We start from the raw sequence: 14102 nt of genomic DNA, 5'->3' as shown, positions 1-14102 counted from the left end.
CGCACCCTACTCGGGGCCGACCGGCGAACGCGCCGACTGGTGGTGGTACCAACCCTTCCAACCGCAACCACCACCCACAACCAACTAGGTACTTCGAGGTGAAGGAGTCGGGCCTGGCTGCGCACCGCCCGGCGTCGATGCCCGCCTGATCCGCAAAGGGCGGCTGGGAACCCCCGTCGAGTTCGGTTACAAAGCCCAGATCATCGACGACGCCGACGGGGTCATCCTCGATCATGACGTCGAGGTCGGCAACCCGCCCGACGCCCCGCAACTGGTGCCGGCGGTCGCACGGATCGCTGCGCGTACCGCACACGCTCCGCGGGCGGTGACTGCCGACCGCGGTGACGGCCAGGCATCGGTGCAACGCGATCTGCACGACCTCGGGGTGCGCAGTGTGGCGATCCCACGGGTGAGTAAACCCGGCGCGGTCCGCCGCGAGTTCGAACACCGCCGCGCGCGACAAGGTGAAATGGCCGACCGGGCCCGAAGGGCGGATCAACCACATGAAACGCAGTTACGACTGGAGCGCACCGAATCACCGGCATTAGCGCAGCCCGAACCTGTTGCGGGCACGGCGTCTTCGCCCACAATCACTTCAAGATCGGCACCCTCGCCGCGAAGGCGACGCCACCGAAGACCGTGGGAGCGTCTCCAATTGTCTTCGGCGGCTGGCGTTCCTGGCCGTCCTCGCGTCGCGTCGTTGCTCAGACGAGGTAGTAGAGCGGATCCTCGCGCCGGTCCTTGTCCGGTTCGTCGACAACTCGCTGACGCGGTTCGTCGCCGTCGAGCTTCGCACGGACGTAACGCACGGCCCGTAGCGTGGCGGAGTACTCCTGGTCCTCCTCCGGGAAGACCTGCTCGGCAGGGAACCACTCGTCGAAACCGATGTTCCTCAACACTTTCAGGGTGTCGGGCCGGACGCCGGCAAGCAGGATCGTCACGCGGTGACCGTTGACGTCGTGACCGTCTTCCTCGCGGAGGAAGTGTTCGAGGCGCTCGATGCACACGGCATCGGGATCGCGCACTCGCTTCAGTCGCAGGATGACGAATTGGATGCCATCGTCGTGGATGCGCGACCTCAGCGTGTCGAAGTAGCGGTCCAGTTCCGGTGCGGCCCCGAAGAACAGCTCGCCCTCGAGGTCGTAGATGACCGTCGACGGGTCGACCGGGTCGTCGGGTAGCCGCTCACGCACCACGCGTTCCTGCGTGATCGTCAACTCGGCCGCCTTGAGCTTGGCCGCGCGCGGCACGAACAGCAGGATCGACAGCACGATCCCGAGCAGGACTGCCTTGTCGAGATCCCACAGCACCCCGCTGAGTGCGGTGATCACGACGAGTCCCGCGTCGTACCGTGACGCCTTCACCGTGGCGATCAACCGCTTGTAGTCGACGAGCCGTGCCGCGGTGACGAGTAGCAGCCCCGCCAGCGCGGCGGTCGGAACGTAGTGCAGCAGTGGGGCGAACAAGAGCAGAGCCACCGCCACCGTCGCTGCGGCCACGATTCCCGAGAAACGGGTCGCCGCGCCGGCCTGGAAGTTGATCGCCGACCGGGACAGCGAGCCCGACCCCGGAATGCTCTGGAAGAAGCCGCCTGCGAGGTTGGCGAGGCCCTCGGCCAGGATCTGACGGTTGTAGTCGATCTTCTGCTGTGACTGGTGCGCAATGGCCTTCGCAATCGACAACGCCTCGATGAGGCCGATGAAGGCGATGGCCAATGCGCCCTGCGAAAGTTCGGCGAGTGAGCCCAGGTCGAGAATCGGGATGTGTGGAGTGGGCAAGCTCTGCGGCACCTTTGCCGCAACCGACACCGCCGACTTGCCGTCGGTCCCCGGGATCGACCATCCCGCCGCGAACGCGATGAGCGCCGCGACGACCAGCACGGCCAGCAGATCGATCTGCGGCCAACCGAACTGTTTGACGAGCCTGCGCCCGACGACTGCCACCACGACGGCCGTCACGCTCAGCAGCAGCGCCCGGAAGTTGATCGCGTCACCATGGAACAGGGTGAGGTAGAGGCGGTGCAGCACCTGCATGTGGCCGTTGCCCTTGTCCTTCACCCCGATGGCGTTGCCGATCTGCCCGATGGCGAGCAGAAGGGCCGCCGCCAACATGAAGCCGATGATCACCGATTCGGAGATGTAGCGCGTCAGGTCGCCGAGCTTGAACACCGCGATCAGGATCTGGAAGACGCCGACAAGCACGCTGAGGACGAACAACGCTTCGAAGAGCGCCGTGCGGTTCTCCGGATCGATGAACGCCAACGAACTGAACACCAGAAGCGAGATCGCACTCGTCGGTCCGTTGATCAGGTGTGCCGAGGATCCGAAGATCGACGCGATGGCCGTGATCACGATCGCGGAGTAGACGCCGTACTTCGGATCCACGCCCGCGATCAGTGCATAGGCGATGCCCTGAGGCAGCGCCACGGCGGCGACGGTGAGGCCGGCGACGAGGTCGCTGCGGCCCTTGATCCACGAGTAGTTCACCGCAAGACTCATGACGTCAACTCCCTTGCACGTTGGGGACGATGCGCCCTGGCGCCGCCGGAGCGGATGCGGAGACGACGTCGTAGATGCCGTTGTCGGCGAAGAACTTCTGCCGCGCGTCGGCCCAGTCCTTCGCGATGGCGGTGACGGGGAACAGGGTGAGACTCGGCAGCCGGTCGGCGTGCTTGGCCAGGATCGCGGGGTTCACCGGTCGGTAGCCGTATTGCGCGAACACCTCCTGCGCGGGGTCGGTGAAGAGGTATTCGAGGTACGCCTTGGCATTGGCGACGGTCTTCGCGTCGGTGTCGTTGGCGTCGACCCAGGCGACGGCGGGTTCGGCCTTGATGCTCACCGGCGGGTACACGATCTCCAGTTCACCCTTGCTGTCGGCGACCTCGCGCAGCGCCTCGTTCTCCCAGGTGAGGTGCACGTCCCCGACCTGTTGGACGGCGAAGCTGCTGGCCGAACTCCGGGCTCCCGCGTCGAAGACCGCGACGTGGCGATACAGGCCCTTCAGGTAGTCGAGTGCCTGCGCGGCGGTGCCGCCGCGGGTGGTGACAGATCCCCAGCCTGCGAGGAAGCTCAGCTGACCGTTGCCGGAGGTGCGTGGATCCGGTGTTACGACTGCCACCCCATCCTTGACCAGATCTGGCCAGTCGTGGATGTCCTTGGCGTTGCCCTTGCGGACGACGAACACGATCGTCGACGTGTAGGCCACCGAATTGTTGGGCAGCCGCTTCTGCCAGTCGGGGGCGATCAGCCCGCGCTTCTGCAGAGCGTCGACGTCGCTGATGAGCGCGAGCGACACGACGTTCGCCTTCTCAGAGCCGTCGATGACGTTGCGTGCCTGTCGCCCAGAACCGCCGTGTGATTGCCTGACGTCAACCGTGATCCCGGCCCGTTGGCGGTACTGTTCCGCGAACTTCGGGTCGAGTGCGGCGTAGACCTCGCGCGTGGGATCGTATGACACGTTGAGTAGCTGGTTCGGGGTGGCGTCCGGAAGGTTCTTCACCGTGATCAGGACCCCGGCCAGAACGATCGCGACGACACCGACCACGCTCAGCCAGGGCAGTCCCGCCAGCCGACGATCGACTCGCGGCGATTGCTCAGCCTTGTCTGCCATGGGCGAGCTCCTTGCCTTCGTGTGCGCCGCCGCGCCTCAGGCAGCTGACACTAGCGATCCGGCCCTGGTAGGACAGCACCGAGAATCGGTCTGATTTATAGGCGGTCCCGGCCGTGTCGAGGGGTCCTTGGACTCAGCGCGATTCCTAATGTCGGCGGGACCGGTGTCCGCGCCTAGCGTCGATGGGGGTTCGGATACGTCATCGCAGCGCTTGGGGGGCAGGGAGTCTGGAATGAACGATCTGGGGCCGTTCGAGTGGATGCGCGACGTCATGGGTGACGACGAGGCCGACGCGGTCTACGCCGAACTCTCCAGCGGAGGCAGCGTCGCGGGGCGCGCTACCGCGGCGATCGCCTCGTATCGCGCGCGTGAATACTGGCCCGACTTCTTCTCAGTGGGCAACCGGCCTGCGCTGGCCGCGTGCGCGCAGTTGTTCGACGAGTACACATGGCTCACGCCCGCGCTCGTGGAGCGCGCGATCGAGACGTTGCGCAGTCGCGCGGCCATCACGCCGAACGATGTCGTGGAAGCGGCACAGTTGCTCGACGACGAGGTGTGAACGAGCCGGATGGCCCGTCCCACCTATTCCAGCCTGAAACCGACCTTGAGCGTCACCTGGAAGTGGGCCACCTGACCGTCTTCCAGTTCACCGCGCACTGACTGAACTTCGAACCAGTCGAGTCCACGCAGCGTCTGCGCGGCGCGGCTGACACCGTTGCGGATGGCGGCATCCACCCCGTCGGGCGACGTGCCAACGATCTCGACGATTCGATAGGTGTGCTCGCTCACGGGATGGCCTTTCAGGAGAACGGGTTTCCTCGATATGAGTGAAGCGTATGCGCTGGACCCGTTGCCGCCATTGCGATCGCGCAGATTCTAGAAGAAGCTCCCCTTCGGTGGGGTCACGCCGTTGAGTAGATAGTCGCCCAGATACCGCAGCTTGTAACTGTCGGGGTTGTGTGAAGCCAGAGTTCTCGCGTTGCGCCAGTGTCGATCCAAGTTGAGTCCACCGCGGACCGACGTCGCCCCACCCGTCTCGAAGAGCAGCCAGCCGGTGCGGGCGGCGAGATCGTCCACGCTGATCTTGGCGCGGGCGGCATCCAAGGATGCCTGCAACAGCGCATCCTCGCGGTCGGGACCGTGCGTGTCCCACGCGCTGGCGAGCGAGCGCGCTGCCGTCTCGACGATCGCGCCTGCAGCGTGACCGTTGACCGAGATCTGCCCGACGGTGGTCTGTACGGCGGGCTCGTGCCGTGGTTCGTCGGCACTGCCGTGGTAGTAGTTGCGACGCCTGCCCTGAACCAGCTCGACGGCTTCGGCGGTGATCGCCCGCAGAATGCCCGCAATCACGGTGGTGAGGTACAGCTGGGGGAAAGTTGCCGAGTACGAACGGCTCTCGTCGGTGAACTCCCGCTCGGGCAGGATGTCGCGTGGGACTACCTCCACGTCGTGACACCGGGTCGAGCCGCTACCGGTCAGCCGTTGGCCGATGCCGTCCCAGTCGTCGGTGACGTCGACGCCGGCGCGGGTCGTAGGCACCACCACCGTGACCGGCTCTCGGTTCTGATCGACCGCCTTGACGAACAGCACGTCGCAGTAGACGTTGCCGGTGCTGTAGAACTTCTCGCCGTTGAGGACGTAGCGATCGTCGCGGGACGACAGTGCGGTGCTGAAGTCCGCGATGCCCGCCTTGCTGGCCCGCAGCTCGCTGAACGACCCACCGACCAGGTCGCCGTCGACGATGCCTGCCAGGTACCCACGCCGAACGCTGCCCGGTGGGCTCCGCAGCGTCAGCTCCACGAAGGCGAAGTGATTGCGCAATGCATGCGCAACGCTGGGATCGGCTTCCGCGAGCTCGGCCACGAACGCGAAGAGCGTGGGAAGCGAGATACCCCGCCCGCCAAGCGCTTCGGGGATCCGTAGCGCCGGGATACCAGCCCGCTGTAGTCGTCTGATCTCGGCAGCAGGACTCTCGCGGGTGGCGTCGCGCTCCGACGCCCGTGCCGAGAGGTCGCTGAGCACGTCGGCAACGCCGAATCGGGCTGCGGTGGGCCACCGCTCGGCCTGGCTCGGCTGTCCGCCGATGTCGAGTGGTGAGCGGTGTTCGGTGGCCGTCATTGCGGCGGGTCCTCCTGATGCGTCAGTAGTACACGGCGCCGAGTGCGCCACCGCCGACGGCGACGGCGTCGCCATTGATGGCCGAGCTGCGTGGTGAGGCGAGGAACGTCACGACGTCGGCGACTTCGGTGCAATCCACCAGTCGGTCGACGGCGTTGTCGACGAGTTCGCGCTCCAATTCGTGCACCCCGGCGCCGCGATCCAACGCAGCCGCGGTGAGACTCGCCGTCAGCTCGGGGGTGCGGGTGGGACCGGGATGGACGACCGTGACGTTGACGCCATGGCGGCCGAGTTCGTCCGCGAGGTTCTTCGTCAGGCCCGCGATGCTGACGTTGCGGATGGTCCGCACGATGGAGCGGGTCTGGCGTGCGCCCAATCCGCTGACGTTGATGATGCGGCCCCAGCCCTGCGCAGTGAGCAGCGGTGCCACGGCCCGCGCGGTCCGCAGGTAGCCGACGACCTTGACGTTGACGTCCTCGAAGAACGCCTCGTCGGTGGTTCCCGCGAGATCGGGCGGTGGGTTGCCGACCACCTGATTGGCCGCGTTGTTGACCAGGATGTCGACCCCGCCAAGTGTTTCGGCGCTGCGCTGCACCAGATCTCGCACCGAGTCGTCACGACCCGTGTCGGCGGCGATGGCGTGCACGGTGCCGCCCCCGCGTTCGTTGAGTTCGGCCGCTGCGGCCTGGAGCCGGGCGAGGTCGCGGGCGGCAATGACGACGTGGACGCCTTCGGCCGCCAATGCCGCGGCGATTGCGAACCCGATGCCACGGCTGCCACCCGTGACGATGGCGCGTTTGCCCTGCAGTTGCAGATCCACGGTCGCCTTACTTCACCGCGAACGGTGTGGTCACGTCACGGTCGAGTTGCTCGACGAGCGCGACCTCCCAGCGCAGGTACTCCTGGAAGGCGGCGTGCTGATCGGTCTGTTGCCAGGGACTGAGCGCCACGTCGTCCACCGCGGAGATGGCCTGCGAGAGTTGCGATTCCAACGTGTGTCCAGCATCGAGCCAGCCCTCGGTGCCACCACGCACCGCGACCACCTGGCGGTCCGTCCGACCTGCGAGGTCGGCGGCGACGAGAGCTGCCAGGACGCCGTCGGGGGAGGTGACCCCGACGGTACCGGAGCCGGGGATGGACTGCGGGTCGGCGATGAGCGAGGAGCGGGTGGCCCAGTGCGCGCCGGGAACGTGTCCTGCGGCGTGGACGTCGCTGCGTGCCACGTCGACGATGGTGAATTGGGCCGGGTCACGTTGCAGGTCGCCGGGTTCGATCAGCACGACATCGCTGGGGGTTCCGGTGAACGACGACGGTTCCGGACCGGTCGTGCGAGCCGCAGCGGGCACGTCCTCGATCAGCAATGCCGAGACCTTGGCCCAGCCCAGCTGTACGAGCCAGGAACCGGTGAGCGCCGCGCGCAGTCCCGCGGCGTCGTCGATCACCACGATGTTCGCGTTCAGGGTCGCAAGATGCCGGAAGGCCCACGGCGCGATGTCCCAGCTGGGCGCGGAGATGGAGCCGTCGACGTGATCGGCGGCGTACTCCTCGGGCGTCCGAACGTCCACCAGGTAGGTGGTGTTTTCGGGATCGGACTGCAACCGGCCTGCGCCGTCCCAGCCGATCCTCGCGATACCGAAGCGGTCGAACAATCGGGCCGACGCCTCGGTGTGCGCCTTGCCGGCGGGACTGGCCGGCGCGGCAGCTTGGCGGTGCAGTCCGTGCGCCAGCGCGCGCCCTTCCAGCGACCAGGACATCGTTCCGCCCTCGAGGGCGACGATCCGGTTCGTGACACCTGCATTGATCAACGCCTGGGCGCCGACGATGCTTCGGGTGCGCCCGGCGCAGTTGACCACGACGACGGTCTCCGGCGAAGTGATGAGATCCAGTCCGCGGGCGACGATCTCGGCGCCCGGCGCGGAGATGCCCTGCGGGAGGCTGTGGGCGGTGAACTCCTCGATCGGCCTACTGTCCAGGAACAGCACGTCCTCACCCGCGTCGACCAGCGCCTGCACCTCGTCCACCGTGGCGTGCGGGGTGTGCTCGGCGCGCTCGAGGAACTCCCCGAACGACTGGCCAAGCGCCTGCACCGAGGTGTACAGCTCGAGACCGGCCTCGGCCCAGCCTGCCGTGCCGCCTGCGAGCGTCAGCACGGCGGTGTAGCCGAGCTTGGCGAGGATCGAGGTCGCAGCCGCTGCCAGGACGCCGGAACCGTCATCGATGACGACGATCGGCGTCGACAATCGGGGTACGAACCGCCGGATCCGGAATTCGATCTCGGACAACGGAAGTGGAGTGGCGAGCAACAGCGTGCCCTCGCGCGCGGTGACGCCGCGCTCGCGCACGTCGAGCAGGGCGATCTCGGCGCCGTCGTCGAGCCGCGCCACCAGTTCGTCCGGCGCGATGGTCGAAGCGGTGCTCGCGTCGAGCCGAAGATCCCGGCTGCGAAGGTGTGTCTGCACCTCGTCTAGGACGCCCGCGATCACCGTCGGGTCGACCTCGGTGGCGAGCTCGGTCGCTCCCGCGAAGCGCAGCAGCTCGGGCAGTTTGGTCCGCACCCTGTCCAGCAGCCACTCGATGAACTCACCGTCGGCGACGGTGTCGAAGCCGATCCAGTGGTTCTGCACGCCCGGGGTGAGGTAGTGGTAGTGCTCCTCGCCTGGGAAGGCGTCGAAGCGCAGATGCTCCTTGCCGGAGGCGGTTTCGAACACGTGAAGGGTGGGGCCACCGGCCCACGGCGCATCATCGCCCGCTGCGAACAAGGCACGCCCCTCGACACCGAAGGTCACCGCACCCGCCGGGTAGTACGTGGTGGCCTCGGTGACGACGGGAAGGGGGTCGCCCTGGTACAGCTTGCCGAGCCGGGTGGTGGTGAAGGAGGGAGCGCTCATCGATGATCAACTTCCGCGTAGTGGTTGAAGGGGGCGCTCGCTTGCTGCAGTTGGGCAAACGGAACGTAGGGGTGGCCGATGCTCCACGGATCGGCGACGTCGCCGCCGATGAGGCGGCGGCCGATGGAGTACGGCTTCCAGCGCACGGCGTCGTGCACCGTGTGCGTGCGCGCGTCGCGCCAGTACCGGTCCAGGCCCAGCGCCGTCCTGGTCGAACTGGCGCCGCCGACGTCGATCAGTGCGGCGGTCACCGTCAAGGCGGTCTCGGTCGACACCGACTTGGCCGCCGCCACACCGTAGAACGCGTCGAGCACGTCCTCGAGTCGGCTGGTGTCGGTGAGCGCGTCGAGACGCTGGGCGGCGTCGTGCACCAGCGCCTGCGCGCTCCGGACGGCGATCCACGACTCACCGAGTTTCGCCACGCCGAGGACGTCGTCGGCGAAATCGGTTGCACCGCTGCCACGGCCGCCGTGCACCTCGCGGGCCAGTCGGATGGCTGCGCGCAGCGCGCCCTCGGCGATGCCTGCGTCGATGGCGCAGTGCAACAGCTGCGAGTGGGCCGAGATGCGGTAAGTCAGACGGGGATCGGGTGCTGCGCGCAGAACGTCGAGTTCCGCGACCAGCACGTCGTCGAAAACGGCGGTGCCCGATGCGGTCGTGCGCTGGCCGAAGCCGGACCAGTCGTCGGTGATGACGACCCCCGGCGCATGCCGGTCGACGAGGGCGAACACCTGTTGGCCGTCGTCGTCGCGGGCCTGCACGGCCACCAGATCGGCGAGCAGCGCGCCCGTCGCGTAGACCTTGCGGCCCGTGAGCCGGTACCCGCCCTCCACCGGCTGCAAGCGGGTCGCAGCTTCGCCCGGCGGCCGCTCCCGCGGCTCAGCGCTCGCGTTTCCGAGGACGGCGCCTGCGGCCACCTTCGGGAAGATCCTCGCGTGTTGGGCGGGAGACCCGGCCAGCCGCACCCGCTCGAGGGTGCTGAAGTGGTTCTGCGGAAGCTGCCCGAGGCTGCCGTCCGCTGCGGCGACCTCGATCACGGCGGTCATCAGCGTGTCGTAGCCAAGTCCGAGGCCGCCATACTCGACGGGGATCGACAGCCGCCAGAATCCGGCGTCCCGGAGTGCATCGTATTCGGTTGTGGGATAACGGCGTTGCACATCCCGCTCGGAGGCGGTCGCCGCGATGGTTGCCGCGGTGTGGGCCAGACCGTCGATGAAGTGGCGCGCCCGCAGGTCGTCGGGCTCAGCCAGGATCGGGGACGGCGCGGTCATGAGGCGAACGTAGGCGACTCCGGCTCGGCTATCCAGCATTTATCTCGCACTGCGCAAAAGAATCCTGCGCTGCGGGATTGCAGGCGATCGCGGGGGATAGGACTCGCCCTGAGTCTTTACCTTGTCGGGCAGCCGGCCGAACTGGAAGGCTGCGAGCAGTGGATACGGACTCGCTGACGTTGCGCACTCTGTCGCCCGTGCTCGGGGTCGAAGTGCGCGGTGTCGATCTGCGCGAACCCCTCTCCGAACCCGTGGTCGCGGCCATCCGCGAGGCGCTCTCCGAACACCTAGTGCTGGTGTTCCGCGAACAGATTCTGACACCGGCCCAGCAGATCTCGTTCATGGGGCGGCTCGGCCAGCTCGCGCCGTCGAGCCCCGTCATACCCGGTATCAGCCGAGAACACCACCAGGTCAAGGCCGTCGACGCAAGGCAGTCCGACGGTCGGGTCAGCTACTGGCACAGCGACATCACCTACATGCTGGAACCGCCGTCGACGACGGCGTTGTTCGCCAGGGTGCTGCCGCCGTCCGGAGGGGACACCGAGTTCGCCTCGACGGTCGCCGCCTACGAGCAACTCAGCGCACCGCTGCGGGGTTTCGTCGACACGCTGCACGGCTTTCACGACGACGCGGGCCTCTCGTCGTACCTCGACGTCAACGGACCCGGCGTCTGGGAGGACCGGCTGATCACCGATCTGCCGCCGGTGCGCCATCCGGTCGTGGTGACCAACCCGAGGTCCGGCAGACGGGGGTTGTTCGTCAACCACGCCTTCACCAGGGCGATCGATGGACTGGGCGCCGACGAGAGCGACGCCCTGCTGGCACTGCTTCTGGCCAGGCTGACCCGTGCCGAGACCACCGTGCGGATCCGTTGGGAGCCGGGAACGTTGGTGCTGTCGGACAACTGGTCGACCATCCACCGGGGTATCAACGACTATGGAACGGCGACGCGGATCCTGCACAAGGTGAGCCTGCGCGGCGCGCGACCGACGGGTTCGACCTACGCGGGCGATCCTCCGACGGGCAAGGGCGCGATCTCGCCGGCCTGGCCCGACGCGGGCTCTCCGCTCAAAAGAGACGATCCGCGTCCGGCACGTGTTGTATAGCACCTGCGCCACCGGCCAGGATCCTGGCGAACTCCGCCACGTCGCCGTCGCGTAGACGGTCAGACGGTCCAGATACCTCCACTGCGGCGATGGCCGTGCCGTGGGAGTCAAGGACCGGCGCGCTGACACTGCGGATGCCCGGCACCTCCTCGCCGGTGGCCACGGCGTATCCGCGGTCACGAACCCCGCGCAGATCCGCGGCCATGGCGCGGACGGTGGTGATGGTGTCACCGGTGACCGCCGCGAGCGGGGCGATCGAACGCAGCGTGTCCTCGGTCGGCTCGGGCGACCACGCCAGCAGCACCTTGCCCAACGCGGAGGCATGCAAGGGGATGCGATCGCCCACCTTGCGCTCGAAGCGCAGCGGCTGGGCCGAGGCCACGTGCATCAACACGACGGCGTCTCCGCCCGAGCGGGACCCGAGGCTGATCGACTCACCCGTACGCGCGGCGAGGGCGCTCATGATCTCGGCGGTGCTGGCCGTCCTGTCGGCGGCGAGCAGACCGTTGGCGATCTCGACGAGCACCGGGCCGGGACTGTAGCGGTCGCTGTCGGCGTCCTGAACCAGCAGCTTGCTGGTGACCAGCGTCTGCAACAGCCGGTGGGCGGTGCTGACGTTCAGCCCCACCTCGCGAGCCAGGTCGGAGAGGCGCAGGTCGCGCCGACCCTCGCGAAAACTGGCCAGCAGCGCCGACGCGCTCAGAACGGACCTGACGATTCCGCGTTGAGTCTGTTCGGGTCCGTCCGCGGGGTGGTCGGCCTGGCTGACGGGCATGAGTCATTACACCATCACCCGCCATGATCGCCGTCGTGCTGCAGTTTTCTGCCAAGAATTTTCTGCTATGCGGGATAGTTTCGTGCATTGCGAGATTAATGGTTGTGGCCGCGGTAGCCGGTCCCTAACGTCTCCGGAGTCCGATAGGCGTTGACGATCCGCGTGATTCCACGCGATTCTCAGCCGCTGTCCCGCTCTGAATCGATTGGCCCGTGACCCCAGATCCCGCACGCCAGCTGCACCTGAACGCCAACATCACCGACGCTGGAAAACATCCGAGCGCATGGCGGCATCAGGCCGATCCGCTGTCCTTCTTGACGCCGCAGTACTTCGTCGAGATCGGCAGGATCGCCGAGGAGGCGACCTTCGACGCGGTCTTCCTCTCGGACTGGCCCGCGTTGGCGGAGAACCCGCCGACCAAGCCGTGGCAGTCGCTGGACCCCACCCTCGTCCTCGCGACGATCGCGGCGGCCACCTCACGGCTCGGTCTCATCGGCACGGCCTCGACGACCTTCAACAGTCCCTACGAGTTGGCCCGCCGGTTCGCTTCTCTCGACCAACTCAGCGGCGGTCGCGCCGCATGGAACATCGTCACGACGATGCACCCTGCGGCGGCGAGCAACTTCGGCCTCGACCACCTTCCGGCCCACGACGAGCGTTACGCGCAGGCCGACGAGTTCGTCGACGTCGTGACCAAGCTGTGGGATTCGTGGCCCGCCGAGGGGTTGACACCCGATGCCCAATCGGGAGTGTTCAGTTCCACGTCCGTACCGGCCATCGACCACGTCGGGACCCACTACCGGGTCGGGGGCCCGCTCAACGTGCCCCGCACGCCGCAGGGCAGACCCGTTCTGGTGCAGGCCGGTTCGTCGGAGCAGGGCAAGGATCTGGCGAGCCGCTGGGCCGACGTGGTCTTCACCGTGCAGACCGTCATCGACGACGCCCGCCGCTTCTACGCGGACATCAACGCTCGTGCGGAGCGGTTCGGCAGACCCGGCGGGTCGGTGTTGGTGCTGCCAGGGCTCTTTCCGGTGGTCGGCTCCACCGAGGCCGAGGCCCTGCGGCGACTCAAGGAGTTCAACGAGCAGCTCGACTACTCGCGCGAACTGCGCAGGCTTGCAAAACAACTCGGCGTGGCACCCGAGGATCTGGTCCTCGACGCACCGCTGGACGCCAAGCTGGTGGCCGATCTCGGCGCCGTGCAGTCCTCGCACGGGTTCCTCAACACCACGGTCAGTTTCGCGAGGGAGTCGGGGTTGACGATCCGGGAACTCATCGACCGCAACGGCGGAGCGCACCGGATGGTCATCGGCACACCGGAGCGCATCGCCGACGACATCGAGCTGTGGTTCACCTCCCGCGCGGCCGACGGGTTCAACCTCAACTTCGACGTCTACCCGACCGGACTGCAGCTGTTCGCCGACCACGTCGTGCCAGAACTGCGCCGCCGCGGGCTGTTCCGCCACGAGTACACCTCCAACACACTGCGTGGGAACCTGGGCCTGCCTGCGGCCCATGTGAGTTCGTCGGCCGATGCGGCGCTGACGGCGGCCGGTCGATGACCGCTGAGACCGTCACCATCCGCGACGCCGATGCCGGCGGGACGGACGGCGAGAACTCGGGCCCCGGCAGTGCCCTTCGGAGAACCGACCTGAGTCCCGTCGCCGAGGCCGGGGGTGCCGCACGGGCGCTGCGGCGGATCCGGCCGTTGCTGCGCGTCGTGCTGCCGATCGCCCTGATCGCGCTGTGGTACGTCGGTACCACCATCGGAGTGCTGTCGACCCAGATGCTCTCCTCGCCAGGCGCGGTCGTCGGTGCGTATCGCGAACTGTGGGAGTCCGGCGAGCTTCAGCAGGCGCTGGCCGCATCGCTGGGACGGTCGGTGAAGGGGCTTGCCCTTGGCACCGTGGTCGGTATCGGCTTCGGGCTGCTGGCAGGTCTGTCCAGGCTCGGCGAGGAGGTCTTCGACTCCAGCCTGCAGATGCTGCGCACCATCCCGTTCATGGCCCTCATCCCGCTGTTCATGCTGTGGTTCGGCATCGGTGAGGAGCCCAAGATCGCGCTCATCACCGCTGCCTGCATCTTTCCCAACTACCTCAACACCTACGCAGGCGTGCGGTCCGTCGACCCGAAGATCATCGAGGCCGGACGGGTGTTCGGGCTGTCGAAGTGGTTGCTGGTCAAGCGAATCGTGCTGCCCGCGGCGCTGCCGCACGTACTCGTCGGATTCCGCTACGCCATGGGAGTGTCGCTGCTCGCCCTGATCGCCGCCGAACAGATCAACGCGGGCGTGGGACTCGGCTACCTGGTGATGAATGCGAACACGGTGTTCCGC

General features: G+C 67.4%; 13 protein-coding genes and 1 pseudogene. 6 read left to right on the top strand and 8 right to left on the bottom strand.

What is annotated here, in order from left to right; translation table 11 throughout:
- The coding region (locus ACRDUX_RS05580; RefSeq protein ID WP_526411808.1) for a hypothetical protein at positions 1 to 88 on the top strand (88 nt) is incomplete at its 5' end.
- 45 nt (positions 89 to 133) lie between these two features.
- Positions 134 to 457, top strand: a pseudogene (locus ACRDUX_RS05575) (transposase); the annotation flags it as partial.
- 247 nt (positions 458 to 704) lie between these two features.
- Here ACRDUX_RS05575 and ACRDUX_RS05570 read toward each other — a convergent pair.
- A complete protein-coding gene (locus tag ACRDUX_RS05570; protein WP_526411806.1) occupies positions 705 to 2498 on the bottom strand; it encodes a SulP family inorganic anion transporter in 1794 nt (597 codons plus the stop codon).
- A 4-nt stretch (positions 2499 to 2502) separates the two neighbouring features.
- Positions 2503 to 3609: a sulfate ABC transporter substrate-binding protein gene (locus ACRDUX_RS05565; protein WP_526411804.1), complete on the bottom strand. Its 1107-nt coding sequence runs from the start codon at positions 3607 to 3609 to the stop codon at positions 2503 to 2505.
- 232 nt (positions 3610 to 3841) lie between these two features.
- Here ACRDUX_RS05565 and ACRDUX_RS05560 point away from each other — a divergent pair, with 232 nt between their 5' ends.
- Positions 3842 to 4168 (top strand): hypothetical protein, encoded by a 327-nt coding sequence (locus tag ACRDUX_RS05560; protein ID WP_526411802.1) that lies wholly within the window; start codon positions 3842 to 3844, stop codon positions 4166 to 4168.
- A gap of 23 nt (positions 4169 to 4191) precedes the next feature.
- Here the strand turns inward: ACRDUX_RS05560 and ACRDUX_RS05555 are convergent, their stop codons facing one another.
- The 5 genes from ACRDUX_RS05555 to ACRDUX_RS05535 all read right to left on the bottom strand — a co-directional run bounded on the left by ACRDUX_RS05555 (position 4192) and on the right by ACRDUX_RS05535 (position 9886).
- Positions 4192 to 4398 (bottom strand): dodecin, encoded by a 207-nt coding sequence (locus ACRDUX_RS05555; RefSeq protein ID WP_526411800.1) that lies wholly within the window; start codon positions 4396 to 4398, stop codon positions 4192 to 4194.
- 87 nt (positions 4399 to 4485) lie between these two features.
- The gene (locus ACRDUX_RS05550; RefSeq protein WP_526411798.1) at positions 4486 to 5727 is read right to left on the bottom strand and encodes an acyl-CoA dehydrogenase family protein; all 1242 of its coding nucleotides are present in this window, start codon (positions 5725 to 5727) and stop codon (positions 4486 to 4488) included.
- Between the two features lie 22 nt (positions 5728 to 5749).
- Positions 5750 to 6547 (bottom strand): SDR family NAD(P)-dependent oxidoreductase, encoded by a 798-nt coding sequence (locus tag ACRDUX_RS05545; RefSeq protein WP_526411796.1) that lies wholly within the window; start codon positions 6545 to 6547, stop codon positions 5750 to 5752.
- Positions 6548 to 6554: 7 nt separating this feature from the next.
- Positions 6555 to 8615, bottom strand: a complete 2061-nt coding sequence (locus tag ACRDUX_RS05540; protein WP_526411794.1) for a rhodanese-like domain-containing protein — start codon at positions 8613 to 8615, stop codon at positions 6555 to 6557.
- Positions 8612 to 9886, bottom strand: coding sequence for an acyl-CoA dehydrogenase family protein (locus ACRDUX_RS05535; RefSeq protein WP_526411792.1), 1275 nt, complete (start codon positions 9884 to 9886; stop codon positions 8612 to 8614). The genes ACRDUX_RS05540 and ACRDUX_RS05535 overlap by 4 nt, the downstream gene beginning before the upstream one ends.
- A gap of 158 nt (positions 9887 to 10044) precedes the next feature.
- Between ACRDUX_RS05535 and ACRDUX_RS05530 the strand changes: the two genes are divergently transcribed.
- Positions 10045 to 10992, top strand: coding sequence for a TauD/TfdA dioxygenase family protein (locus ACRDUX_RS05530; protein WP_526411790.1), 948 nt, complete (start codon positions 10045 to 10047; stop codon positions 10990 to 10992).
- On the opposite strand, the gene ACRDUX_RS05525 is transcribed toward ACRDUX_RS05530, so the two are convergent.
- The gene (locus ACRDUX_RS05525) at positions 10955 to 11767 is read right to left on the bottom strand and encodes an IclR family transcriptional regulator (RefSeq protein WP_526411788.1); all 813 of its coding nucleotides are present in this window, start codon (positions 11765 to 11767) and stop codon (positions 10955 to 10957) included. The two genes, ACRDUX_RS05530 and ACRDUX_RS05525, sit on opposite strands and share 38 nt — an antisense overlap.
- Before the next feature lie 212 nt (positions 11768 to 11979).
- Between ACRDUX_RS05525 and ACRDUX_RS05520 the strand changes: the two genes are divergently transcribed.
- Positions 11980 to 13329: an LLM class flavin-dependent oxidoreductase gene (locus tag ACRDUX_RS05520; protein WP_526411786.1), complete on the top strand. Its 1350-nt coding sequence runs from the start codon at positions 11980 to 11982 to the stop codon at positions 13327 to 13329.
- On the top strand, positions 13326 to 14102 hold a 777-nt coding region (locus tag ACRDUX_RS05515; RefSeq protein WP_526411784.1), incomplete at its 3' end, for an ABC transporter permease. The genes ACRDUX_RS05520 and ACRDUX_RS05515, both read left to right, overlap by 4 nt.

It is taken from the genome of Mycobacterium sp., assembly GCF_050701675.1.
Taxonomy (GTDB): Bacteria; Actinomycetota; Actinomycetes; order Mycobacteriales; family Mycobacteriaceae; genus Mycobacterium.
The sequence above is the reverse complement of the archived record's forward strand: the minus strand, read 5'-3'. Positions and strand labels throughout refer to the sequence as shown.